We start from the raw sequence: 23,884 nt of genomic DNA, 5'->3' as shown, positions 1-23,884 counted from the left end.
CATCAGCGGATCCGATAGCCGATGCTGCGCACCGTTTCGATACTGAGCGTATTACCCGTCAGCGCGGCCAGTTTTTGGCGGATATTGCTGATATGCACGTCTACGCTACGATCGTAGGCCTCACGTGGCCGACCCAGCCCTTTTTCCGACAGTTCGTCCTTTGACACCACCCGTTCCGGCGCGCGCAACAGCAGCTCAAGCAGATTGAATTCAGAGGCGGTAAGATCGAACCCCTGGCCACGCCATTCGCTGCTGCGGGTCGACGGGTTGAGCGCCAGTTCACCGAGCACCAGTGGCGCATCGTCATCGACCGCGGCCGGCTGTTCTTCAAAACGGCGCAGCACCGCGCGCAGGCGTGCCACCAGCTCACGCGGATAACACGGTTTTGGCACATAATCATCGGCGCCCATTTCCAGGCCAATCACTCGGTCAATGTTGTCGCCCTTGGCGGTCAGCATGATGATCGGCAGGCGGCTTTTTTTACGCACATCGCGCAACACGTCAATACCGCTCATGTCCGGCAGCATAATATCCAGGATCATCGCGGTATACTCGCCGGACAGCGCGCCCTCGACCCCGGCTTTGCCGGTCAGCACCAGCGAGGCGTTGAACCCTTCCGCCGTCAGGTATTCACTCAGCATGGTGCCAAGTTCAAGGTCATCATCGACCAGTAAAATCTTCATTTATCGCCCCTTCAGGTATTTGCCCCATTTTCCCGCCTATTTGTCCATTTCGCAGCCGGTTTTACTCAATCCTTACAGTTGCGCCGTCGGCATCAGGCGAATGAGACATAGGCACTGATTCAGCGCGCACAGGCGTTAGCACAACGACTGATGGTTAATCGCGACGGGATAATGGAGATAATAGTCGGATTTCCCGGCGCAGGGCAGCGCCAGGAGGGAAAGGGCAAATAATGCGCCGTGAGACGGCTTAGTTGAAAACGCCAGTCGACAGGTAACGATCGCCGCGATCGCAGATGATTGCCACGATCACGCTACCCGGGTTGGCGGCGGCAACGCGCAATGCGCCGGAAACCGCACCACCGGAACTGACGCCGCAGAAAATACCTTCACGCTGCGCCAACTGGCGCATGGTGTCTTCGGCCTCGCTCTGGCTGATGTCCAATACCTGATCGATCAGTTCCGGTCGGTAGATCCCCGGCAGATAGGCTGGCGACCAGCGACGAATACCCGGAATACTGCTGCCTTCCGCCGGTTGCAGGCCGATGATTTGTATCTGCGGATCCTGACTCTTCAGGTAGCCACCGACGCCGGTGATGGTGCCAGTGGTGCCCATACTGGAGACAAAATGCGTAACGCGCTGTTCGGTCTGCCGCCAGATTTCCGGCCCGGTGGTGGTAAAATGCGCATACGGATTGTCCAGATTATTGAACTGGTCCAGCACCTTGCCCTGCCCCTGCTGCTGCATCGCCAGCGCCAGATCGCGCGCGCCCTCCATGCCCTGCTCACGGCTGACCAGGATCAGCTCGGCACCGTAGGCGCGCATCGCGGCCTGACGTTCCTGACTCATGTTTTCCGGCATCAGCAGCTTCAGCGTATAGCCTTTCATGGCAGCGATCATCGCCAGCGCAATGCCGGTGTTGCCGCTGGTCGCCTCAATCAGCGTATCACCCGGTGCTATCTCGCCGCGCAGCTCTGCCTGTTCGATCATCGCCAGCGCAGCGCGATCCTTGACCGAGCCAGCCGGATTGTTACCTTCCAGCTTCAGCCAGATTTCGCTGTCAAGCCCGGCGGCCAGACGTTGCAGTTTTACCAGTGGGGTATTGCCGATGTAATGTTCCAGCGTTGTCACAATCGTTGCCTGTGTGTTGGTGTGCGTTGCGTAATGTAAAAAGGCAACCCGTGGGTTGCCTCTGGATAATATTTATTGGCTGCTAAAAATTATCAGGCGCTTTTGGCTAATGCAACAGGCTGAAGCAGATGATCGCCGGCATACAGACGCGCATTCAGGCTACCGACATAGTAACGACCGCCGCGCACCGGGGTTTCATTGCCTTCTGCCAGTACCACGGTAATCGGATCCTGATGCCAGCCAATCGGCTGTACCGTCAATTGCCAGAAGTGGCCACGCGGGCTGACTTCCAACACCTGCACCGGCAGCGGGCAACGGGCGCTGCTTTCGCTGCTGACTTCCATTTCCCACGGACGCAAGAACAGCTCGACACTGCCCTGATGCATCGGCTGGAACGCCAACGGCCACTGGTGTGCGCCGACAAACAGCTGAGAACCGCGGATCTCGCCATTCAGGCGATTGACCTCGCCCATAAATTCCAGCACAAAGCGGCTGGCCGGTTCACGCATGATTTGTTCCGGCGAACCGACCTGTTCGATATTACCCTGGCTCATCACCACGATGCGATCGGCGACTTCCATCGCCTCTTCCTGATCGTGCGTCACGAACACGCTGGTGAACTTCAACTCTTCATGCAATTGACGTAGCCAGCGACGCAGTTCTTTGCGTACCTGCGCGTCCAGCGCGCCGAACGGTTCGTCCAACAGTAAAATCTGTGGCTCTACGGCCAACGCGCGCGCCAACGCCACGCGTTGCTTCTGGCCGCCGGACAGCTGCGACGGATAACGGTTGGCCAGATGCGCCAACTGCACCATTTCCAGCAGCTGTTCCACTTTTTGCCTGATTACCGCCGCGTTGGGCCGCTCGCGGCGCGGCAGCACCGTCAGACCAAAGGCGATGTTGTCGAATACCGTCATATGGCGGAACAACGCATAATGCTGGAAGACAAAGCCGACGCGACGATCGCGGGCGTGTACCCGGCTAACATCGGTGCCGTGGAAACCCAGCGTCCCGCCGCTCTGACTTTCCAGCCCGGCGATAATACGCAGTAACGTGGTTTTGCCGGAGCCCGATGGCCCCAACAGCGCCACCATCTCACCGGAAGGGATATCGAGCGAGATGTCGTTCAGTACCTTGGTACGCCCGAAATACTTGTTGATATTGTTAATCTCAATGCTCATGATTTTCCTCCCGCTCAAGACGTGCGTTCTGTCGTTCCAGACGCCATTGCAGAGCGCTTTTCAAAAATAGGGTCACTATCGCCATGATGGTCAACAGCGCGGCGGCGGTGAAAGAACCGACGGTGTTGTAATCCTGTTGCAGTAATTCCACCTGCAACGGCAGGCTATAGGTTTCACCGCGAATCGAACCAGATACCACCGACACCGCGCCAAATTCGCCGATGGCGCGAGCGTTGGTCAATACCACGCCGTACAGTAGCGCCCAGCGAATGTTCGGCAGCGTCACCCGGCGGAACATCTGCCAGCCGGAAGCACCAAGCAGGATCGCCGCTTCGTCTTCCTGGCTGCCCTGGCTAAGCATCATCGGCACCAGCTCGCGCACCACAAACGGACAGGTCACGAACACCGTCACCAGCACCATGCCGGGCCAGGAAAACATCAGTTGGATATCGTGCGCATCCAGCCAACCACCCAGCAGGCCATTGCTGCCGTAAAACAGCAGATAAATCAGCCCCGCCACCACCGGTGACACGGCAAACGGAATATCGATCAGCGTCAATAACAGCTGGCGGCCCGGGAAGGTAAAACGCGTTACCAGCCAGGCCAGCAAGGTGCCAAAAATCAGGTTTACCGGCACGGTAATCAGCGCAATCAATACCGTCAGCCAAATGGCGTGCAGCATGTCCGGCTCGACCAGATTGCGCCACATTTCGCCAAAGCCCTCGGAAAAGGCGCTGGCAAAGATGGAAATCATCGGGATCACCAACAGCAGCAGCGAGAACAGTGCGCCGATGGCGATCAGTGTCCACTTGCCCCAGTTCACCCGCGGGCGCTCAACGCCGTTGAAGGCAGAGATGTCAGCCATTAGTGCCCCCCAATGCGTTTGCCAAAGCGGCTTTGCACGGTGTTGATGCTAAACAGCAACAGTAGCGACGCCGCCAGAATCACGGAGGCAATCGCGCTCGCCGCCGGGTAATCGAACTCTTGCAGTCGGACGAAGATCATCAGCGAGGTCACTTCGGTTTTCCACGCGATGTTGCCGGCAATGAAGATCACCGCACCGAACTCCCCCAGACTGCGGGTGAAGGAAATCGCCGTACCGGCCAACAGCGCTGGCGCCACTTCCGGCAACACCACGCGGCGAAAGCTCTGCCAGCGGGTTGCACCAAGGGTTTCAGCCGCCTCTTCGTATTCTGGTCCCAGTTCCTCAAGCACCGGTTGCACGGTGCGCACCACGAATGGCAGGCTGGTAAAGGCCATGGCAACGGCGATACCCAGCCAGGTAAACGTCACCTTGATATCAAAATGCGCCAGCCACTGTCCGTACCAACCGGTGGTAGAAAACAGCCCAGCCAACGTCAGGCCGGCCACCGCCGTCGGCAAGGCGAACGGCAGGTCGATCAGACCGTCCAGCAGCGTGCGGCCAGGGAAACGGTAGCGGGTCAGGATCCAGGCCATCAGCATGCCGAACACCGCGTTGAATACGCTGGCAACGCCTGCCGCCAGCAGCGTGACCTTATACGCCGCCACTACCTGCGGGTTGGAGATCACCTGCCAATATTGCGCCAGGCTCATCTGCGCCAGTTGCATTACCAGCGCGCTCAGTGGCAGCAGCAGGATCAGACAGGTATAAAACAGGCTGCTTCCCAGGCTCAAACCAAATCCGGGCAGTACCCGTTTACTGGACAACGACGACAACATTACTTATGCCCTGCTGCTAATAGCCGATCCAGCTCACCGCCGGTCGAGAAGTGCGTTTTCATCACCTGTGGCCAGCCGCCGAACTGATCTTCGACGCGGAACAGTTTGGTCGCCGGGAACTTGTCTTTGGCGGCATCCATCGCCTGCTGGTCATAAACCCGGTAATAGAAACTGGTGATCACCTGCTGTGCGGCCGGGCTATACAGGTAGTTCAGATAATCTTTGGCCGCCTGCGCCGTGCCGTTGCGCTCGACGTTTTTATCGACCCACGCCACCGGGAACTCGGCCAGAATATCCACCGGTGGTACGATCACCTGATATTTATCTTCGCCGTACTGTTGGCGGATATTGTTAACTTCGGATTCAAAGCTTATCAGCACGTCGCCCAGACCGCGTTCGACGAAGGTGGTCGTGGCGCCACGGCCGCCGGTATCGAACACCACCACATTTTTCAGAAAGCGGGTCATAAACTGACGGGTTTTGGTCTGATCGTTGCCGTCAGCCTGGCTGGCAGCGCCCCAGGCGGCCAGATAGGTATAGCGGCCATTGCCGGAGGTTTTCGGATTCGGGAACACCAATTTGACATCATCACGCACCAGGTCGTCCCAGCTGTGGATACCTTTTGGGTTGTCCTTGCGCACCAGGAACGCCATGGTGGAATAGAAAGGAGAGCTGTTGTTCGGCAGACGCGCCTGCCAGTCGGCCGGGATCAACTTGCCGCGATCGTGCAGGATCTGCACGTCGGTAACCTGATTATAGGTCACCACATCGGCGCGCAAGCCTTGCAGAATGGCCAGCGCCTGCTTGGACGAGCCGGCATGCGACTGTTTGATGGTCAGTTTATCGTTGGGATGCTGCTGGTTCCACAGCTGCTCGAAGCCAGGATTCAACGCGGTGAACAGTTCGCGGGAAACGTCATAGGAGCTGTTGAGTAATTCAGCGGCCGAAACGGTACCGCTGGCCAACAGCGCAGCGGCCAGCCAACCTTTCAGCATGAGATTTTTAACCCGCGTTTGTTTCATTCTGCACCTTCGCTAACTGAGTCATTCCGTCGGGCTTCGCCCTGATGATGACCAGTGTATTTATAACTTGGTGCAGACCTGTAACGCTTTTATATACCGTTTAGTGATTTTCAAGCATCAAATGCTATAAGGCAGGGGCAGCGCGGCGCGCTGGCGGGGTTCGCCACGTCGCCGGCAAATGCGGCCCCGCGGCGAGACGGCGGCTATCAACAGAGAAGCGGCCTTAAAGTGACAGTAAACGCGTCAGTGAAGGGGCAAAGTAATAACTGCCGGTCACCGCACGGCTGAAACGCAGCATCGCATCACGCTTGCCGTCCAGTTCGCCGAACATGCTCAGCAACTGCTTTTCGATATTGTGCAAGCGCGCGCAATAGGCGATGAAATACAGGCCGTGTTTGCCGCTGGCGGTACCGTATGGCAGGCTCTGGCGCAGGATTTTCAGGCCTTTGCCGTCTTCTTTCAGATCGACGCGACTGACGTGCGAAGTGTCAGGGCGCGCCTCCGGCGGCAGCTCTTCGCTGTCATGCTTGGTGCGGCCGATGATCTGTTGTTGCTGTTCGGTGGTGAAACGCGACCATTGGCGCAGATTGTGTTCGTAACGCTGTACCAGCACGTAGCTGCCGCCGGCGTCCGGATCGCCTTCGGCGATTGCCGCTACTTCGGCGCGCTGTTCGCCCTGCGGGTTTTCGGTGCCGTCGATAAAACCGCTCAGATCGCGTTCTTCAACCCAGCGGAAACCGTGGGTTTCTTCTTCGATCCGGATAGTGTTGCCGAACGCCGCCAGCGCCGCCTGCGCCAGCGTGAAGTTGACATCATGACGCAGGGACTGGATATGGATCAGCAGGTCGCGCTGCGTGGCCGGTGCCAGGCCTTTGCCCAGCGCAGTGAAAGGCTTCAGTTCCGCCGCACCCTGACCGCTGGAAAGATCGTGCCAAACGTCATAACCAAAGGCGATTACCGCCCCCAGGCGCGCGTCGGGGAATTGCTGTTGCAGTTCGCTCAGCGTCTGACAAAACTGTTTGCAGCCCTGACGCAAATCGGCGAACTCGCCCTGAACCATGGCTTCCATATAAATGGCAAAACGGCAATGTTCCAGCAGGATGCCGCTCTGAACCTGTGTCATGTTGTTTTCCTTATTCCTTGATCGGGTGCCCGGCTACGCCCCACGCGCAGATGCCGGTTACTGAATGACTGCGTTGCTGGCTGCAACTGCAACGACGGTGGACATACACCCGGTTATCATACCGTAAGCTGACTCGATTACCTTGCCCGAACGCAAAGAAAATCGGCGAGGCCCGCCTTACCCGGCGGGCGACAGGGTGGCATTATTGCGCTTTGGCGTGCCAGATGATTTTGCTGACCGTCCAGCTTTTCAAGGTGTCATCAGGCGGGATGATGTCCTGCGGTCCGGCCCATTTACCACTGAAAATGTACGTCACGTATTTGCTTTGGCTGGCGACGCACTCCACGTTGCCGGCGTCATCCCCGGTAGCAGGTTTACAGGCACCGAAGGCCTTGCTGTACATATCGCTGAACGGCGTGCCGAGCTTGCTGCCCCATTCGGTGGCAACTTCAGGATCCATGATGTCAACGCGCTGTACGTGCCCTTTCGGTTCGCCGCTGATCACCAGTTTGATGTCATCGCCGTCCATTGCCTGATAGAACGCGACGATCTGCCCGTTGCTGGTTCCCATGCCGCTGCGCAGACGATAGTCGCCGTTCAGGCCGTCATTGACTGCGCTTTCCGACATCGGCGTGCCGGCATTGATCTCGCCAACGCCCTTGCCGCTCACTTCAAGGCTGCTGCCAAACCAGTTAAGAGGCGACAGGCTCGACCATGAGAAATTGGACATCGTCGAACAGCCGGTCAGGATCAGCGGCAGCCCTAATATCAGTGGGCGAATATTCATCTCATAATTCCTTAACTTTAATGGCATAGGCCGGTTCAATTTATAAGCGTCGTGCTGCCAATCAGCCTCTCACAACTGCTCGCACTTCGCCATCGGTTGCCAGCTTGGAGTATGTAAAATGCGAAAAGTGCCGCAAAGCGATAGATCAGTCGCGCTCAACGCCAGGCGCGAAGCAGGCCTTCAACCGAACATTCAGCAGCAGGTAGGCGAACGCCAGCACGTCCAACAACGCCAGCATGCCGTCCAGCCCCGGCGCATTACCGTCCTGCTGCCAGACGCCTGTCAGCGAGCCGCCCAGCGCTGCCAACAACGACGCCATCAATACCCAACGCCAGCTACGCCACAGCCGTGGCCACTGCGCGCGTCGCCCACTCAGCAAAAATGCCAGCGCCGCCGGCAGCCCCAGTGCGATGCCGTACCAAAAGCGTTGGGTGTCGGGATAGAACAGTTGCAACATGCTCTCTCCCTGCTGGCGTGACGCGCCAGCCATCACAAACAGCAGCCAGGTACGTGCCTGCAGGATCAACACCCCCCAAAACCACAGCGGCAACCGCAGCAGGCCGTGCTGATCGTAATCGTCGGGGGAAAATATCGGGGCTGACTTCACTGCCGCTTCCTTGTTAATACGTCTATTCTCCACAGATGGGTGCACTGTTTTAGCTTTTCAATGAGCAGGCTTAAGAAGCTCTTAATATCCATGTGCTTTAATTAACCCACTAAGCAAGCAACCCCGGTGCTCGGGGTTAATGATTCACTGACCAAGATAAGGAAGCTTAACGATGAAAAAACTGACTCTGGCGGCATTGTTCGCCCTGTGCAGCACCCCGGTACTGGCACAACAAGGTGGTTTCAGCGGCCCAGGTGCACAGCAAACCCAGACGACGGTCAGCCAGCAAGGCGGCTTTTCTGGCCCAAGCGCGGCGCTGACCACGGTGGATAAAGTGAAATCAATGAGCGACGACACCTGGGTGATGTTGCAAGGCAACATTGAACAACGCGTCGGCGACGACACCTACACCTTCCGCGATGCCAGCGGCACGCTGACTGTCGAGATCGACAACAAACGCTGGAACGGTCAAACCATCACCCCGCAAGATAAAGTTCAGTTGGAAGGGAAAGTGGACAAAGACTGGAGCAACGTCGAAGTCGACGTGAAAAGCCTGAAGAAAATACGGTAATCGTTGCGGCGGGCGGTGGCTAATCCGCCCGCATCCCCTCAATATTCCTGATCTTCAATCAGCCGTTTACCCAGGCTGGTAATGCCCTGGATCTCATAGCCCAGCTTTTCGTACATTTCGATCACGGTATCGTTATCTTCACGCACCATCAGCTGAATCTTCGGGCAACCGCGCGCCATCAGTTTCTTTTCCAACCGGTTGATCAGCGCATTGGCAATGCCGCGCCCACGGTAGTCGGGATGCACGCCGAGGTAATAGGCAGAACCACGATGGCCGTCATACCCTCCCATCACCGATCCCACGACTTCACCGCCCACTTCTGCCACCAAAAACAGGTCGGCGTCATGATGCAGCTTGCGCTCGATATCCATTTCCGGATCGTTCCATGGCCGCAGCAAATCACACCGCTCCCAGAGAGTGATGACTTCTTCAAAGTCGTCTTGTCGAAATACGCGAATTTCCATCGTTGTTCGCCGCTGTTAATTAAGATGTTTATCTGATTATCGCGTGATTATTCACTTACGCAATATCAAACTGATAATTCGCGGTAACAATGTTAATAAATGGAAATAGTTATCAAGTCGATAAACGCATTTTAATACGATATAACGTTGCAAAACTATCCCTTCGAAGGAGCGCAACGTAATGAAAAATAGGATGAATCCTTTTCGGCATTTTAAACCGTTAGCCGTTTCCCCGACTCGCCGCCAACTGTTGCTTTCCGGTTTGGCGCTGGCGTTGGTGGGTGCTAAACCTCACGCCAGCCAAGCCGCGGGCTCCCCCGCTGCGCTGCGGCACAATGCGCACGGCAAACCGGCAGCCAAAGCGCCCGGCAGTAAACGGCTGGTGATGATCGACCCCGGCCACGGCGGCATTGACTCCGGCGCGGTGGGGCACGAAGGTTCGCAGGAAAAACACGTGGTGCTGGAGATAGCCAATCACGTACGCCGTTTCCTGCAGCATCGCCAGCTCGACGCGCGTCTGACGCGGGAAGAGGATGAATTTATTCCGCTGTATCAACGGGTGGAGATTGCCCATCAACATCAGGCCGACCTGTTCATTTCCATCCATGCCGACGGCTTCACCAGCCCCAGCGCCAGCGGTGCCTCGGTGTTTGCGCTCTCCAACCGCGGCGCCAGCAGCGCAATGGCCCGCTACCTGTCGAAACGCGAAAACGCCGCCGATGAGGTCGCCGGCGGCAAGTATCGGCAACAGGATAATTATCTACAGCAGGTGCTGTTTGATCTGGTACAGACCGATACCATCAATAACAGCCTGACGCTTGGCCGCCATGTGCTGGGGCAGATTCGCCCGGTACACCATTTACACAGCCCAAGCACCGAGCAGGCGGCGTTTGCAGTATTGAAATCGCCATCAATACCGTCGATCCTGGTGGAAACCTCCTTTATCACCAATCCCGAGGAAGAGCGTCTGCTGGGCACCCACGCATTCCGCGAAAAAATCGCCCGCGCCATTGCCGATGGCATCGTCAATTTCTTCGAATATTACGACGCCCACCAGCCTAAACCTCGCTAGGCGCTGCCAGCGCGGCGAATTGCGGGTATACTTGGCGGCTTATCGGAATTGGTATAAGGCTGTGAACACCCCCTATGAGTTTACCTGACATCGCTGAAGTAAAATCCTTCCTGCTGGCACTGCAAGAGCGCATTTGCCAGCAATTGGCGCAGGCCGACGGCGGCGCCGAGTTTACTGAAGACCGCTGGACACGGGCAGAAGGCGGTGGCGGCCGTAGCCGGGTGCTGACCAACGGTGCGGTGTTCGAACAGGCCGGGGTGAACTTTTCACACGTTTCCGGCGCAATGTTGCCGGCTTCCGCCACCGCGCATCGCCCCGAACTGGCCGGCCGCAGCTTCCAGGCGATGGGCGTGTCGCTGGTGATCCATCCGCTCAACCCCTATATTCCCACCAGTCATGCCAACGTGCGTTTTTTCATCGCCGAAAAGCCGGGCGAAGCGCCGGTCTGGTGGTTTGGCGGCGGTTTTGACCTGACGCCCTATTACGGCTTCAAAGAGGACGCGGTGCACTGGCACCGCACCGCCCAGCAGCTGTGCGCTCCGTTCGGCGAGCAGGTTTATCCGCAATACAAAAAATGGTGCGACGATTATTTCTTTATCAAGCACCGGAATGAAGCGCGCGGCATCGGCGGACTGTTCTATGACGATCTGAATACGCCGGATTTCGACCACTGTTTCGCCTTTACCCGCGCGGTCGGCGACGGCTTCCTCGACGCCTACCTGCCGATCGTCGCCAGACGCAAGTCTATGGCCTGGGGCGAGCAGGAGCGCCAGTTCCAACTCTATCGCCGTGGCCGTTACGTCGAATTCAATCTGGTGTGGGACCGCGGCACGCTGTTTGGCCTGCAAACCGGCGGCCGTACCGAATCCATTTTGATGTCAATGCCGCCACTGGTACGCTGGGAATACAACTACCAACCGGCGGAAGAGAGCCCGGAAGCGGCGCTGTACCGTGATTTTCTGCCGGTACGCGACTGGCTGGAGGAGCAATAAACATGCAGATCTGGGTTGATGCGGACGCCTGTCCGAACGTGATCAAAGAAGTGCTGTTCCGTGCAGCCGATCGTACCGCCACGCTGGTCACGCTGGTGGCCAACCAGCCGCTGCGCACGCCGCCGTCAAAATACCTGCGCACGTTGCAGGTCGCCGCCGGTTTTGACGTAGCGGACAACGAAATCGTCCGCCGTTGCGCCGCCGGCGATCTGGTGATCACTGCCGATATCCCGCTGGCGGCTGAAGTGGTGGAAAAAGGCGCGGTAGCGCTGAATCCGCGCGGGGAACGCTATACGCCGGACACCATTCGCGAGCGGCTTAACATGCGCGACTTTATGGATACCCTGCGCGCCAGCGGCATTCAGACCGGTGGCCCGAATGCCCTGAGCCAGCGCGATCGCCAGCTGTTCGCCAACGAACTGGATAAATGGCTGGTACAGGCCAGGCGCTAATGCGCAGCCGGTAACACCCACTGATAATCCGCGTGGGCCTTGCTCACCTCAGCGCCCGGTTCGACCAGCATCAATACCGCCGGTTTCACCGCCGGCTGCATATCTTCAATGTGCAGCGGCACCCCCACCACTTTTGATGCATGATAGGCACCGACAATCAGCAGGCTCGGAGTGGGCGCCGCCAGCAACCGTTGCGCCATCCGCCGATCGCGCTGTTGCTGGATGGCGACCATCGCCTGCAACTGCGGCGCGTCAAGTTTGCCGCCATGTGCCTGCTCGATGGTGGTCGCCAGCGCCTGGCGCACTGCCGCCGAGGTTGAAACCACCCCTGGCGGCAGTTGAGGATGCTGATAAAACGCCATGATTTCACTGCAATCCAGATTGGCCGACATCAGCGGATACGGCGCCGCCAACGCGGCGGTTACCAATGCGCCATACTGCGACCATGGCCAGCCTGCCTTCCAGCCCAACTGAGCCGGCAAATCGTCGTGCGACGTCGTTTTACCGTTTTGCCATTGCTGCTGTAACGCATCGACCCGCGCCTGCTGGTCGGGATTGATCATCTCCAATAACAGACTGCCCTGCGGCCGCTGCTGAGGCAGGCGTTGTATCAGCCACAGCTCAACGCGATGGTGATCGGGATTGTCGTGCTTCTCGCCGACGATCAATCGCGGCGCCGCCGCCAGCCGCTCCAGCAGCTGTGCCGGCGTCAAGCTCTGGCCGGTGTGTAAATCGGTTATTTTTCCCGGCAGCGCCGCTGCATCAATCGGCCTGGCAGGCGAGTTCACCGGTGAATGGCTACAGGCCGCCAGCATCAGCGCCGCAACAAAAACCCACAATTTCATCTTGTCACCTTTTTGCAAAACGTCCGGCCATTATAGATAACAATTATCATTTACAAACAACTATCCGCCCTTGCCCGGGCACTATGCATTGATTTCATTACGCAGAGCGGGTATAACGATTAGCCATTTAGCTGCTTAGACGTCTATACGGATACAATATGAAGCAATCACCTACGCCTGCTGAAGGGCAGTTCAAACGCACCATGAAAGCCCGGCATCTGGTGATGCTGTCGCTGGGCGGCGTGATCGGCACCGGGCTGTTTTTCAACACCGGCTATATCATTTCCACCACCGGCGCGCTCGGCACGCTATTGGCCTATATGATCGGTGCGTTGGTGGTTTATCTGGTGATGCTGTGTCTCGGTGAGCTATCCGTTGCCATGCCGGAAACCGGCGCGTTCCACGTTTACGCCTCCCGCTATCTGGGACCGGGCACCGGCTACACCGTGGCGTGGCTGTATTGGCTGACCTGGACGGTGGCACTCGGTTCCAGCCTGACCGCCGCCGGCTTCTGCATGCAGTACTGGTTCCCGCAATCGCCGGTCTGGCTGTGGTGCCTGGTATTCTGTATTGCCATCTTCTTGCTGAACGTGGTGACGACCCGCTTTTTTGCCGAAAGTGAATTCTGGTTTTCGCTGATCAAGGTGATCACTATTTTGGCATTCATCGTACTCGGTGGGGCGGCGCTGTTCGGCATTATCCCGATGAAGGACGGTACCCCTGCGCCGTTCCTGCACAATCTGACCGCCTCAGGCTGGTTACCCAACGGTACGCTGCCGATCCTGATGACCATGGTGGCCGTCAACTTTGCCTTTTCCGGTACCGAACTTATCGGCATCGCCGCGGGCGAAACCGAAAACCCGGAAAAGGTGGTGCCATGGGCAATCCGCACTACGGTGATCCGCCTGATGGTGTTCTTTATCGGCACGGTATTTGTGCTGGCTGCGCTGCTGCCGATGGAGCAGGCCGGCGTGGCAAAGAGCCCGTTCGTGCTGGTGTTTGAACGCATTGGCGTGCCTTACGCCGCCGATATTTTCAACTTCGTTATCCTGACCGCCATCCTGTCCGCCGCCAACTCCGGTCTATACGCCTCTGGCCGCATGCTGTGGTCATTGGCCAATCAACGCACCCTGCCGGCCTATTTTTCACGCGTCAATCGGCGCGGCATTCCGTTCAATGCCCTGACTTTCAGCATGCTCGGTGGCGTGCTGGCGTTGCTGACCAGCGTGATCGCGCCGGACACGGTGTTCGTTGCCCTGTCGGCCATTTCCGGCTTTGCGGTGGTGGCCGTCTGGCTGAGCATCTGCGCTGCGCATTACGCTTTCCGCCGTGAGTATTTACGCAGCGGCAAACCGATTTCCGGCCTGAAATACCGCGCTCCCGGCTATCCGCTGACGCCAATCGCCGGCTTTACCCTGTGTCTGCTGGCCTGCATCGGTTTGGCATTTGACCCCGAGCAGCGTATCGCACTGTATTGCGGCTTGCCGTTTGTCGCCGTGTGCTACGGCGGGTACTATCTGACCCGCCGCGCCGCCGGGAAAAAATCATTACTGAATGCAGGAGAAGAACATGTCGGTTAATAACCCGCTCGCCCCACTGCTGGCCGATGGCCGCTCGCTGATTTTAGACGGCGCGCTGGCCACCGAGCTGGAAACCCGCGGTTGCGATCTCAGCGATCCGCTGTGGTCTGCCAAGGTGCTGATCGAGAATCCCGAGCTGATTTATCAGGTTCATCTGGACTATTTCAACGCCGGCGCGCAGTGCGCCATCACCGCCAGCTATCAGGCTACGCCGCAGGGATTTTTACGCCGAGGGCTGGATGAACAACAATCATTGGCACTGATTGCCAAAAGCGTGCAGCTGGCGCAACAGGCGCGTCGCGATTATCTGGCACAGCGGCCGCAGGCCGAACCGCTGCTGATTGCCGGTTCGGTTGGGCCGTACGGCGCATTTCTTGCCGACGGCTCGGAATACCGCGGTGACTACCGCTTGCCAGCGGCAGAGATGATCGCCTTCCACCGGCCGCGCATTGCCGCGCTGGCCCAGGCCGGCGTCGATCTGCTGGCGTGCGAAACGCTGCCGTCGTTCGATGAACTGCACGCGCTGCTGACGCTGCTGCGTGATTTCCCGTCGCTCGGCGCCTGGTTCTCCTTTACGCTGCGCGATAGCCATCACCTCAGCGACGGTACGCCGCTGACCGAGGTTATCGCCCTGCTGAACCACAACCCGCAGGTACTGGCGATTGGTGTCAACTGCATCGCACTGGAAAACGTCACGCCTGCGCTGCAGACGCTGGCGACCTTGACCTCACTCCCGCTGCTGATCTATCCCAATTCCGGCGAACATTATGACGCGGTGAGCAAAACCTGGCACGCCTGTGGCGGCGAGCACGGTAGCCTGAGCGAACAGGCTGGCGACTGGCAGCAGATCGGCGCACGCCTGATCGGCGGCTGTTGCCGTACGACGCCAAAAGATATCCGGGCGATTGCCGAACAGCTGGCTAGCCGCTAAAAAAAAACGGGGCAAACCGCCGTTCGCCCCGTCGTTATCTTCACCGTTGTGCTATCACAATGGCGTGGTTTGCGCCTCGACCACCGCCAGCGCCACCATATTGACGATGCGGCGCACCGAGGCGATAGGCGTCAGGATATGCACCGGCTTGGCAACCCCCATCAGCACCGGCCCCACGGTCACCCCTTCCGAAGAAGACACCCGCAGCAGGTTGTAGCTGATGCGCGCGGCTTCCATGTTTGGCATGATCAGCACATTGGCCGCTCCTTTTAACGGGCTGTCCGGCATCAGATCGTGACGAATGCTTTCCACCAGTGCAGCATCACCGTGCATCTCGCCGTCGATTTCCAGCTCCGGCGCCATGGCGTTGACCAGTTCCAGCGTTTTACGCATTTTGCGCGCCGCCGGGCAGTCGGAGGTACCGAAACTGGAGTGCGACAACAGCGCCACCTTCGGTTCAATGCCGAAGCGGCGTACCGTTTCTGCCGCCATCAGGGTGATTTCCGCCAGCTGCTCCGGCGTAGGATCGTCATTGACGTAGGTATCGGCGATAAAGGTGTTGCCGCTTGGCAGCAGCAAGGCGTTCATCGCCCCGGCGACGTGCGCACCTTCACGGAAGCCGAACACGTTTTTAACCACATCATAATGTTCATGGTAACTGCCAATGGTGCCGCAAATCATCGCGTCAGCCTCACCGCGATGCAGCATAATGGCGGCGATCAGCGTCGGGTTGCCGATCACCGCCCGCCGCGCCTGCTCTTGCGACACGCCACGGCGTTTCATTATCTGGTAGTACTCACCCCAATATTCCTTGAAGCGCGGATCGGATTCGTTGTTGACCACTTCGAAATCCTTGCCCGGGATCATTTGCAGACCCAGTTTCTTCAAGCGCATTTCGATCACGCTCGGGCGCCCAACCAGAATTGGGAACGCCAACCCTTGCGAAATCAGCTCCTGGGTGGCATGCAGTACGCGCTCTTCCTCGCCCTCCGCCAGTACCACGCGTTTCACCTCTTTCTTCGCCTGCGAAAAAATCGGCTTCATGAACAGGTTGGTTTTGTAAACGAACTCGCTGAGTTTCTCAACGTAGGCATCGAAGTCCTCAATCGGCCGCATCGCCACGCCGGACTCCATCGCCGCCTTGGCCACCGCCGGCGCAATCTTGACGATCAGGCGCGGGTCGAACGGTTTGGGAATGATGTATTCCGGCCCGAACGACAGATCCTGATCGCCATAGGCCGACGCTACCACGTCGCTCTGTTCAGCCAGCGCCAAATCGGCGATGGCGTGTACGCAAGCCAACTTCATTTCCTCGTTGATGGTCGTCGCGCCAACGTCCAGCGCGCCGCGGAAAATGAACGGGAAGCACAGGACGTTATTGACCTGGTTGGGATAGTCGGAACGACCGGTACAAATGATGGCGTCCGGACGTACCGCCTTGGCCAGTGGCGGCAGGATCTCCGGTTCCGGGTTGGCCAGCGCCATGATCAGCGGATCCCTGGCCATGGTCTTCACCATTTCCTGCGTCAGCACGCCAGGGCCGGAACAGCCAAGGAAGATGTCGGCGTTCGGGATAGCGTCCGCCAGCGTGCGCTGGCCGTTGTCGTCAATCGCATATGCCGCTTTGGTTTCTTCCATTTTGGCATCGCGACCTTTGTAAATCACGCCCTTGGAGTCGCACACCGTGATGTTCTGCTGACGCAGACCCAGCGCCACCAGCAGGTTGAGGCAGGCGATCGATGCGGCGCCGGCACCAGACACCACCAGCCGCACGTCGGAAATGTTTTTCTTCACCACCCGCAAACCGTTAAGCACCGCCGCGGTGGTAATGATCGCCGTACCGTGCTGATCGTCATGGAAGACCGGGATCTTCATGCGCTCGCGCAGTTTCTTCTCGATATAGAAGCATTCCGGCGCTTTGATATCTTCCAGATTAATACCGCCGAAGGTTGGCTCCAACGCGGCAATCACGTCGATCAGCTTGTCGGGATCGAGCTCATCGACCTCAATGTCAAACACGTCAATGCCGGAAAACTTCTTGAACAGCACGCCCTTGCCTTCCATCACCGGCTTGCCGGCCAGCGCGCCGATATTGCCCAACCCCAGCACCGCCGTCCCGTTGGAGATCACCGCCACCAGATTGCCACGCGCGGTGTATTTGTAGGCCGCCAGTGGATCGGCCGCGATTTCCAGGCAGGGTGCGGCGACGCCCGGCGAATAGGCCAGCGCCAGATCGCGTTGCGTTGCCAGGGGTTTGGTTGGCGATACCTGGATCTTCCCTGGGACCGGAAACTGATGGAAATCAAGAGCACTCTGTTTGAGCTGTTCGTCCATTATGGGTTCCTTTGCTTTTTTACTTTTATGTTGAGGTAAGACTTTTTGGCTAAACCAGTATAGTGAGAGAATCGTCACAAACTTTGAAGCGCGCCATAACCTTGATCGAAATTCTCTTCTAACGGCTAAAAACAAGTAACACAGGACGAAACAGAATAAAACCGTGGTTATTGTGCTGGCAATCCGGTACGCCACAGATTGAGCGCCGCCACCCGGCCGGCGCAGAGCCGCAGCGCCGCCTGCAACGCCAGGGTATAATCCACCGCCTCTCCCCAGGTGTCGCCCGACAGCTGCGGTTGCTCGCATGGGGTAAACACCGCCTCAGGGGGCAACAGCACCACCGGGGATGGCGGCGTTGGCTGGGCGCAGGAGCTCAAGCACAGCGTCAGGCATAGCGCGGCCAGCGCAGGCATCATGTTTAATCGCTTCACGGTATTTCCTCCGATGATTATCGCTTTGCTGGCGCAACTGCTGCTCCTGCTGCTGCAACCTCGCCATCAACGCGCGGTTCTGCGCTTCCTGGGTTTGCAGCGTGGTAATAAGCAACGCCTGCTGCGCCACGGTTTTCCGCTGGTCGGCCAACCGCTGCTGCGCCAGCGCCAACCGGTGCGACTGCAACGAGCCGTATCCCCACAGGCCTGCGGCCAGCAACAACAGGGTCAGCAACGCACCCGGCAGCAGTTTTTGCCACCCGCCGCTCATGCCGGATAATCCTTGACTGCCAGTTGGAAATGCGGCCCGTCCCTCAGCGATTGCCAGGCGCCGCCCCATTCAACCTGGATACCCAACTCGCGCGCGGCGCGGCGTACCGCCACGGCGATCTGCGCATAATAGTCCCACTGCCAAGACACCACGCCCGCCGGCATTGCCACCACATCCACCGCATGCCCGGTCAGATGGCGGCTGTTCAGCGTCTGGCTTTTACCGGTGCGCACCAACTCACGCTGCCGTTCGATGTTGCGCCGCCCTTCGGTAATGGCAAACGGCACCAGCGAGTAATTGAGCGCCAATCGCATAACGCGAATCAGATCGGCATGAACATCTTGCAGCCGCTGTTCGCTACGGACGGAAAACCGCGTCGGTTGCGCTTCACTTAACATTTTTAACCCCCGTTTTTTTACCAATCAGTTTTTTAATTAACCCGCTGATATAATCCGCACCGAGAAAGCCGATTAATACGCTGGCGATATTCGCCCATTGCAATTCCCAGCCCACCAATGACAATGCATCACGTACCGTCCATGCCAGCAATGCGCACATCCCGGCGTTTAACAAACGCCGGCGGACAGCCACGTTTTTATACGCCCCCTGTAATAACGCCATACTGCCTGCCAATATGGCATTCATTGCCGGCTGCAAATATTCGCACACGTGTAAAATGAATAAGCTAACCCCGTCTGGCTCTAAGCTGGACATTGCTCCCCTCCTGTTTTTATTACACGCCGACCACCGCCAATAGGTTAAAACTAATAAACAAACCTCTTACAACGCAAATGAATTAATAACGACATAATTGGCGAAAAATATCACAATAAAAAACAACCAACGTATAAAAACATCAACTTGGCATAATGGTAAATAATGCCGCAACGATATTGACGATTAACTTTTCGGGCAAAACGCCATTGATTACCGCGCCCTGCCCGTAATCAGGTCAGTTATCTTGACGCTGCGGTTAGCTGTGGCACCAAGGGTAACCGCCATCGCGCACCACTTCGCGCCCAATCAGACTGAAGATATCGCTGTTACGCGTCAGCCGCTCATGCCACCAGTTGAACCCGGTCCCTTTACTGGCCGGGTGCCAGGCCAGCCAGATCATCTCGTCGCCCTTTTGCACCTCCACCGGCACCGCAACCAATGCACCGCTGGCCAGCTCTTTTTCGATCAGCGTCGGCGGCAGGAAACCATGCCCGATGCCACGCTTGAGCAACGCCAGTTTGCTTTCCACGTCACACACCGCCAATTGTCGCTGCAACGGCGAAATGCCGATGTTGCGTTTTGGCAATTGATGGCTACTGTCGGCGATGGTGACCACAATATCATTGAGCCGCTGATTCTTGCTGACCGGTTTTTTCTGTGCCGCAAAAGGATGCGAGGGTGAAACACACAGCACAAAGTTCAGCTTGCCGAGCATCAGCGTTTTCGCCTGCACGCTGTCGGGGATTTGGCCAATGGCGACGATCAGGTCGGCGCGGTTATCTTTCAGCGCGTCCCAGGTACCGTTCAGCGCCTCACGTTGCAGTGAAATATTGGCGCCGGGAAAATGGCCAATAAAGTCGCGGATATCCTGGGTGATGGTGTCCAATGGGAACAGTTTGTCCACCACGATGCGAATGTGACTGTCCAGCTTCGGAATATTTCTGACGCGACTTTCCAGATCCTGCACCGCGTTTAATATCCAGCCGCCCTCTTGCAACAGGAACTCCCCTTCATCGGTCAGCGTCACCATCGGGCCATTGCGATGAAAAAGCTTCACGCATAGCTTACTTTCAATATTGGCAACGCGGTACGAGATGGCAGACGGCGTTTTATGCAACGCTTCCGCCGCCATCGAGAACGAACCGGTACTTTTAATGGTGCTGATTATTTTAATCGCATCCAGGGATAATCTAGTCATACAAATTCCTCTTTAAAATAATAACAAGAAAAATGACACTAAATTCCCAAAGGCGTTGGCATGCAAAAAATCGTTCAAATAAAGCAAAAATACCATCACGAGAAATATACCCCACTAACAACCCCGCCATTTGAAAGAGTATTCATTATTTCTGTGAACAAATTTCATCATGGCGCCAATCATCTCACCTTGCCGATAAAATAAACTTGAAGCAGCCAGCAAATAAAATCACCTTAATAAATTCAGTTGATAGCGTATAAAACATTCCTCTCTGGCCGTTTTTAACCAATGGTAAAAATATAACAAGCCGGCCAGTTATCTGCCTTTTTAATTTGTCCATGGCAAAAAACACCGCCGGTGGAAATAAACCCAATTTAAAACACATTCCAACAGGAGTCATTATGAACGCAACTTCCCGTACCCTACTGTCCGTTGGCCTGCTTGGCGCAGCGATGTTTGGCGCCTCCCACCAGGCCAGCGCGCACGGTTATGTCGAGTCGCCAGCCAGCCGTTCGTATCAGTGCAAGCTGCAGCTGAATACCCAGTGCGGCAGCGTACAATATGAACCGCAGAGCGTGGAAGGTCTGAAAGGCTTCCCGCAGAGCGGGCCGGCAGACGGCCACATTGCCAGCGCCGACAAATCCACCTTCTTCGAACTGGATCAGCAAACGCCAACCCGCTGGAACAAGCTGAACCTCCACAGCGGCCCGAACTCCTTCACCTGGAATCTGACCGCACGCCACAGCACCACCAGCTGGCGTTACTTTATTACCCGCCAGGGGTGGGATGCATCACAACCCCTTACCCGTGCCGCGTTTGATCTGACGCCGTTCTGTCAATTCAACGACGGCGGCGCGATCCCGGCGGCCAAGGTGACTCACCAGTGCAACATACCTGCAGATCGCACCGGTTCGCACGTCATCCTTGCCGTGTGGGACGTAGCCGACACCGGCAACGCGTTTTATCAGGCGATTGACGTCAATCTGAGCAAATAATCGGTTGGAAAGGCGACGGGTTCAGCATGACGCTGAACCCTTTTTTTATGCAGGGACGTGCCGCTTATTGCGACATGTTCAGGATGGTGCGGACGTTGAGCGCGCTGCTGGCAATGATATCAATTGCGCCGGTGCGCAGTGCGCCGAGCATTGCCAACGCTTTGGTATTTTCGGCAGCAATGGCAATCACACAGGGGATTTTACGCAGTTCGTCGATGCTCAGGCCAATCACCCGATCGTTCATTACCGTGTCAACGTGCTGCCCCTGCGCATTGAAGAAATCATAACCGACAATATCGCCGATCACGCCCTGGTTCAGGCTGGCGTCGATAATTTCGTGTGGCGTAAACCACCCCAGCTTGACCATATAGCTGTTTTCGTTCATATCGCCGATTCCGACCAGCGCCACGGTGCCACGACACCTATTCCGCGCAGCGCGCGCGTAAAAGCAACGAGGCCCAGATCATCACGTTGGGTGCACGGGTGATCGGCGTAGAACTGGCAAAAAGTATCGTCGACGCCTGGCTGAATTCAGAATTTGAAGGTGGCGGCTCCGCCCCCAAAGTGGCTAAAATCGGTGACTACGAACAGGTAAACAGTTCGCGCTGAAAGCGCTGTCGGCATGCAGGCCGGTGTAGCACCACCGCGCCCTGCCTGCCTTTGCTCGGGATTCATTGTTCTTATCCATCGCAACAATCAGAAAAAGCGCATTTTATTTGCCTGTCGTATGATGCAGTGTGTTCACCCTATGATGACAAACGTTCTCATTTCTATCTTATGACGTCGAAACGTAGTCAGGCAGCCAGCGAAGTCCCACCGGAAACCGACAGATAACGCCAAGGCACGCCGTGACCAGGAAAAGCAGGGTTCTCCCGACCTTTCAAGGCACGGCAAAGACGCTAACCAGCGCCTTCCGGACACGGTCAGTGACTCGGAACTGCGGGTAGCCAATGCCGCTACGTTGCGAAATATGCAGGGTAAATCAAGGAGCTATACATGAACCAATTAGACGCACTCAAGCAGCTGACCGTGGTGGTTGCCGACAGTGGCGATATCGAATCCATTCGCCAGTTCGAACCGGAAGATGCCACCACCAACCCTTCGCTGATCCTGAAAGCCGCTGCGCTGCCTCAATATAAGCCACTGATTACCGAAGCACTGGAATATGCCCGCCAACAGGGTGGCAATAAAGAAACGCAACTGATCAACGCCTGCGACAAGCTGGCGGTAAATATCGGCGTGGAGATCCTGAAAAGCGTGCCGGGCCGCATTTCTACCGAAGTGGATGCGCGTCTGTCGTTCGACCGCGGTATGTGCGTCGCCAAAGCGCGCAAACTGATTGCCATGTATCAGGAACAGGGCGTCGACAAATCCCGCATTCTGATCAAGCTGGCCTCCACCTGGGAAGGCATCAAGGCAGCGGAAGAGCTGGAAAAGGAAGGGATCAATACCAACCTGACGCTGCTGTTCTCCTTTGCCCAGGCGCGTGCCTGTGCCGAAGCCGGCGTATACCTGATCTCGCCGTTTGTTGGCCGTATTTACGATTGGTACCAGGCCAAACAACCGGCCAGCGACTATGACGCCGAGCAGGATCCTGGTGTGAAATCCGTGCGCACCATTTATGAATACTACAAACAACACCGTTATCAGACCGTGATCATGGGCGCCAGCTTCCGCAAGGTTGAGCAGATTCTGGCGCTGGCTGGCTGCGATCGTCTGACCATCGCACCGAACCTGCTGGAGCAATTGAAAAACAGCGACCAGCCGATCGAACGCATGCTGACGCCGTCTACCGAAGGCTTCCACCAACCTGCCCCGCTGGCAGAAGCGGAATTCCGCTGGTTACACAACCAGGATGCCATGGCGGTAGAAAAACTGGCCGAGGGCATTCGCCTGTTCGCCGTTGACCAGCAGAAGCTGGAAGACATGCTGGCCGCTGAACTGTAATTTTTTGGGAGCACTTTGTTATGTCTTCGCGTAAAGAACTTGCCAACGCCATCCGCGCACTCAGCATGGACGCCGTGCAAAAAGCAAAATCCGGCCACCCGGGTGCCCCTATGGGAATGGCGGATATCGCCGAAGTCCTGTGGCGTGACTACCTCAACCACAACCCGACCAACCCGCACTGGGCTGACCGCGACCGTTTCGTGCTGTCCAACGGCCATGGCTCCATGTTGATTTACAGCCTGCTGCACCTCACCGGCTATGACCTGCCGATGAGCGAGCTGGAAAACTTCCGCCAACTGCACTCCAAAACCCCGGGTCACCCTGAATACGGCTATACCCCTGGCGTCGAAACCACCACCGGCCCGCTCGGCCAGGGCATTGCCAACGCCGTCGGCTTCGCCATCGCCGAACGCACCCTGGCGGCGCAGTTCAACCGACCGGGCCACGATATCGTTGACCACCACACCTACGCCTTCATGGGCGACGGCTGCATGATGGAAGGCATCTCCCACGAAGTCTGTTCGCTGGCCGGCACCATGAAGCTCGGCAAGCTGACCGCTTTCTACGATGACAACGGCATCTCCATCGACGGCCACGTCGAGGGCTGGTTCACCGACGACACCGCCAAGCGCTTTGAAGCCTACGGCTGGCACGTGGTGCGCGGCGTCGACGGTCACGACAGCGACGCCATCAAGGCGGCGATTGAAGAAGCCCGCCGCGTTAGCGACAAACCGTCGCTGCTGATGTGCAAAACCGTGATTGGCTTCGGTTCGCCGAACAAGGCCGGCACCCACGATTCCCACGGCGCACCGCTGGGCGAGGCCGAAGTGGCCGCCACCCGCGAACAGCTG

The 23,884-nt window shown here is 57.4% G+C and carries 26 protein-coding genes and 2 pseudogenes; 10 read left to right on the top strand and 18 right to left on the bottom strand.

Features of this window, described 5'->3' with window-relative positions:
* Nucleotides 1-2 precede the first annotated feature (2 nt).
* The 9 genes from AC2AXP_RS14140 to AC2AXP_RS14100 all read right to left on the bottom strand — a co-directional run bounded on the left by AC2AXP_RS14140 (nt 3) and on the right by AC2AXP_RS14100 (nt 8,233).
* A complete protein-coding gene (locus AC2AXP_RS14140; protein ID WP_004960136.1) occupies nt 3-683 on the bottom strand; it encodes a response regulator transcription factor in 681 nt (226 codons plus the stop codon).
* Nucleotides 684-930: 247 nt separating this feature from the next.
* Complete coding sequence (gene cysM / locus AC2AXP_RS14135) at nt 931-1,812, bottom strand: cysteine synthase CysM (RefSeq protein ID WP_004960132.1); 882 nt, start codon at nt 1,810-1,812, stop codon at nt 931-933.
* Nucleotides 1,813-1,904: 92 nt separating this feature from the next.
* Nucleotides 1,905-2,993, bottom strand: a complete 1,089-nt coding sequence (cysA, locus tag AC2AXP_RS14130) for a sulfate/thiosulfate ABC transporter ATP-binding protein CysA (RefSeq protein WP_484381767.1) — start codon at nt 2,991-2,993, stop codon at nt 1,905-1,907.
* Complete coding sequence (cysW, locus tag AC2AXP_RS14125; RefSeq protein WP_198773504.1) at nt 2,983-3,858, bottom strand: sulfate/thiosulfate ABC transporter permease CysW; 876 nt, start codon at nt 3,856-3,858, stop codon at nt 2,983-2,985. Before cysW ends, cysA begins: the two co-directional genes overlap by 11 nt.
* The gene (cysT, locus tag AC2AXP_RS14120; RefSeq protein ID WP_039992621.1) at nt 3,858-4,691 is read right to left on the bottom strand and encodes a sulfate/thiosulfate ABC transporter permease CysT; all 834 of its coding nucleotides are present in this window, start codon (nt 4,689-4,691) and stop codon (nt 3,858-3,860) included. The genes cysW and cysT overlap by 1 nt, the downstream gene beginning before the upstream one ends.
* 2 nt (nt 4,692-4,693) lie before the next feature.
* On the bottom strand, nt 4,694-5,716 hold the full coding sequence (locus AC2AXP_RS14115; RefSeq protein ID WP_004960118.1) for a sulfate ABC transporter substrate-binding protein: 1,023 nt from the start codon (nt 5,714-5,716) through the stop codon (nt 4,694-4,696).
* A gap of 223 nt (nt 5,717-5,939) precedes the next feature.
* Nucleotides 5,940-6,839: a Dyp-type peroxidase gene (locus AC2AXP_RS14110; protein WP_004960116.1), complete on the bottom strand. Its 900-nt coding sequence runs from the start codon at nt 6,837-6,839 to the stop codon at nt 5,940-5,942.
* A gap of 202 nt (nt 6,840-7,041) precedes the next feature.
* On the bottom strand, nt 7,042-7,626 hold the full coding sequence (locus AC2AXP_RS14105; RefSeq protein WP_039991858.1) for an RpoE-regulated lipoprotein: 585 nt from the start codon (nt 7,624-7,626) through the stop codon (nt 7,042-7,044).
* Nucleotides 7,627-7,771: 145 nt separating this feature from the next.
* Nucleotides 7,772-8,233, bottom strand: a complete 462-nt coding sequence (locus AC2AXP_RS14100; RefSeq protein ID WP_039991857.1) for a DUF2919 domain-containing protein — start codon at nt 8,231-8,233, stop codon at nt 7,772-7,774.
* Nucleotides 8,234-8,405: 172 nt separating this feature from the next.
* Between AC2AXP_RS14100 and AC2AXP_RS14095 the strand changes: the two genes are divergently transcribed.
* Complete coding sequence (locus AC2AXP_RS14095) at nt 8,406-8,804, top strand: YgiW/YdeI family stress tolerance OB fold protein (RefSeq protein WP_484381766.1); 399 nt, start codon at nt 8,406-8,408, stop codon at nt 8,802-8,804.
* A 38-nt stretch (nt 8,805-8,842) separates the two neighbouring features.
* Here AC2AXP_RS14095 and AC2AXP_RS14090 read toward each other — a convergent pair whose 3' ends face one another.
* Entirely contained in the window at nt 8,843-9,268 is a 426-nt protein-coding gene (locus tag AC2AXP_RS14090; protein ID WP_004960106.1) for a GNAT family acetyltransferase, read from the bottom strand.
* 181 nt (nt 9,269-9,449) lie between these two features.
* On the opposite strand from AC2AXP_RS14090, the gene amiA reads away from it, so the two are divergent.
* From amiA to AC2AXP_RS14075, 3 genes are all read left to right on the top strand, one after another.
* Nucleotides 9,450-10,340, top strand: coding sequence for an N-acetylmuramoyl-L-alanine amidase AmiA (amiA, locus tag AC2AXP_RS14085; protein ID WP_004960100.1), 891 nt, complete (start codon nt 9,450-9,452; stop codon nt 10,338-10,340).
* 74 nt (nt 10,341-10,414) lie between these two features.
* On the top strand, nt 10,415-11,332 hold the full coding sequence (hemF, locus tag AC2AXP_RS14080) for an oxygen-dependent coproporphyrinogen oxidase (protein ID WP_273872319.1): 918 nt from the start codon (nt 10,415-10,417) through the stop codon (nt 11,330-11,332).
* A gap of 2 nt (nt 11,333-11,334) precedes the next feature.
* Nucleotides 11,335-11,784: a YaiI/YqxD family protein gene (locus AC2AXP_RS14075; RefSeq protein ID WP_198773508.1), complete on the top strand. Its 450-nt coding sequence runs from the start codon at nt 11,335-11,337 to the stop codon at nt 11,782-11,784.
* Here AC2AXP_RS14075 and AC2AXP_RS14070 read toward each other — a convergent pair.
* Nucleotides 11,781-12,629 (bottom strand): ChaN family lipoprotein, encoded by an 849-nt coding sequence (locus tag AC2AXP_RS14070; RefSeq protein WP_484381765.1) that lies wholly within the window; start codon nt 12,627-12,629, stop codon nt 11,781-11,783. The genes AC2AXP_RS14075 and AC2AXP_RS14070 overlap by 4 nt on opposite strands.
* 158 nt (nt 12,630-12,787) lie before the next feature.
* Here AC2AXP_RS14070 and mmuP point away from each other — a divergent pair, with 158 nt between their 5' ends.
* Together mmuP and mmuM are read left to right on the top strand one after the other, a co-directional pair.
* The gene (gene mmuP, locus AC2AXP_RS14065; protein ID WP_198773510.1) at nt 12,788-14,209 is read left to right on the top strand and encodes an S-methylmethionine permease; all 1,422 of its coding nucleotides are present in this window, start codon (nt 12,788-12,790) and stop codon (nt 14,207-14,209) included.
* Entirely contained in the window at nt 14,199-15,140 is a 942-nt protein-coding gene (gene mmuM / locus AC2AXP_RS14060; RefSeq protein WP_484381764.1) for a homocysteine S-methyltransferase, read from the top strand. Before mmuP ends, mmuM begins: the two co-directional genes overlap by 11 nt.
* A gap of 54 nt (nt 15,141-15,194) precedes the next feature.
* Here the strand turns inward: mmuM and maeB are convergent, their stop codons facing one another.
* The 6 genes from maeB to AC2AXP_RS14030 form a co-directional block, all read right to left on the bottom strand.
* A complete protein-coding gene (gene maeB / locus AC2AXP_RS14055) occupies nt 15,195-17,474 on the bottom strand; it encodes an NADP-dependent oxaloacetate-decarboxylating malate dehydrogenase (RefSeq protein WP_004960082.1) in 2,280 nt (759 codons plus the stop codon).
* Nucleotides 17,475-17,641: 167 nt separating this feature from the next.
* The gene (lysC, locus tag AC2AXP_RS14050; RefSeq protein WP_127913627.1) at nt 17,642-17,905 is read right to left on the bottom strand and encodes an Rz1-like lysis system protein LysC; all 264 of its coding nucleotides are present in this window, start codon (nt 17,903-17,905) and stop codon (nt 17,642-17,644) included.
* On the bottom strand, nt 17,796-18,176 hold the full coding sequence (locus AC2AXP_RS14045; protein ID WP_273872324.1) for a DUF2570 family protein: 381 nt from the start codon (nt 18,174-18,176) through the stop codon (nt 17,796-17,798). The genes lysC and AC2AXP_RS14045 overlap by 110 nt, the downstream gene beginning before the upstream one ends.
* On the bottom strand, nt 18,173-18,574 hold the full coding sequence (gene chiX / locus AC2AXP_RS14040) for an L-Ala D-Glu endopeptidase ChiX (protein ID WP_039992619.1): 402 nt from the start codon (nt 18,572-18,574) through the stop codon (nt 18,173-18,175). The genes AC2AXP_RS14045 and chiX overlap by 4 nt, the downstream gene beginning before the upstream one ends.
* Nucleotides 18,564-18,890: a phage holin, lambda family gene (locus tag AC2AXP_RS14035; RefSeq protein WP_088499752.1), complete on the bottom strand. Its 327-nt coding sequence runs from the start codon at nt 18,888-18,890 to the stop codon at nt 18,564-18,566. Before AC2AXP_RS14035 ends, chiX begins: the two co-directional genes overlap by 11 nt.
* A gap of 259 nt (nt 18,891-19,149) precedes the next feature.
* The gene (locus tag AC2AXP_RS14030; RefSeq protein ID WP_484381763.1) at nt 19,150-20,091 is read right to left on the bottom strand and encodes a LysR family transcriptional regulator; all 942 of its coding nucleotides are present in this window, start codon (nt 20,089-20,091) and stop codon (nt 19,150-19,152) included.
* Nucleotides 20,092-20,492: 401 nt separating this feature from the next.
* On the opposite strand from AC2AXP_RS14030, the gene cbp21 reads away from it, so the two are divergent.
* Nucleotides 20,493-21,086 carry a chitin-binding protein/chitosanase CBP21 gene (gene cbp21, locus AC2AXP_RS14025; protein ID WP_039991854.1) on the top strand — a complete coding sequence of 198 codons (594 nt, stop codon included), beginning with the start codon at nt 20,493-20,495 and terminating at the stop codon, nt 21,084-21,086.
* A gap of 64 nt (nt 21,087-21,150) precedes the next feature.
* Here the strand turns inward: cbp21 and AC2AXP_RS14020 are convergent.
* Nucleotides 21,151-21,504 (bottom strand): annotated as a pseudogene (locus AC2AXP_RS14020) (sugar-binding domain-containing protein); the annotation flags it as partial.
* On the opposite strand from AC2AXP_RS14020, the pseudogene AC2AXP_RS14015 reads away from it, so the two are divergent.
* The 3 genes and pseudogenes from AC2AXP_RS14015 to AC2AXP_RS14005 all read left to right on the top strand — a co-directional run.
* Nucleotides 21,489-21,695 (top strand): annotated as a pseudogene (locus AC2AXP_RS14015) (RpiB/LacA/LacB family sugar-phosphate isomerase); the annotation flags it as partial. The pseudogenes AC2AXP_RS14020 and AC2AXP_RS14015 overlap by 16 nt on opposite strands.
* A 387-nt stretch (nt 21,696-22,082) precedes the next feature.
* Nucleotides 22,083-23,033 carry a transaldolase gene (gene tal / locus AC2AXP_RS14010; protein ID WP_004960055.1) on the top strand — a complete coding sequence of 317 codons (951 nt, stop codon included), beginning with the start codon at nt 22,083-22,085 and terminating at the stop codon, nt 23,031-23,033.
* A gap of 20 nt (nt 23,034-23,053) precedes the next feature.
* A partial coding sequence (locus AC2AXP_RS14005; protein ID WP_484381762.1) for a transketolase family protein occupies nt 23,054-23,884 on the top strand: 831 nt, incomplete at its 3' end.

This window comes from Serratia sp. Sp408 (assembly GCF_057180665.1).
This window is presented reverse-complemented; position numbering and strand designations above follow the sequence as displayed.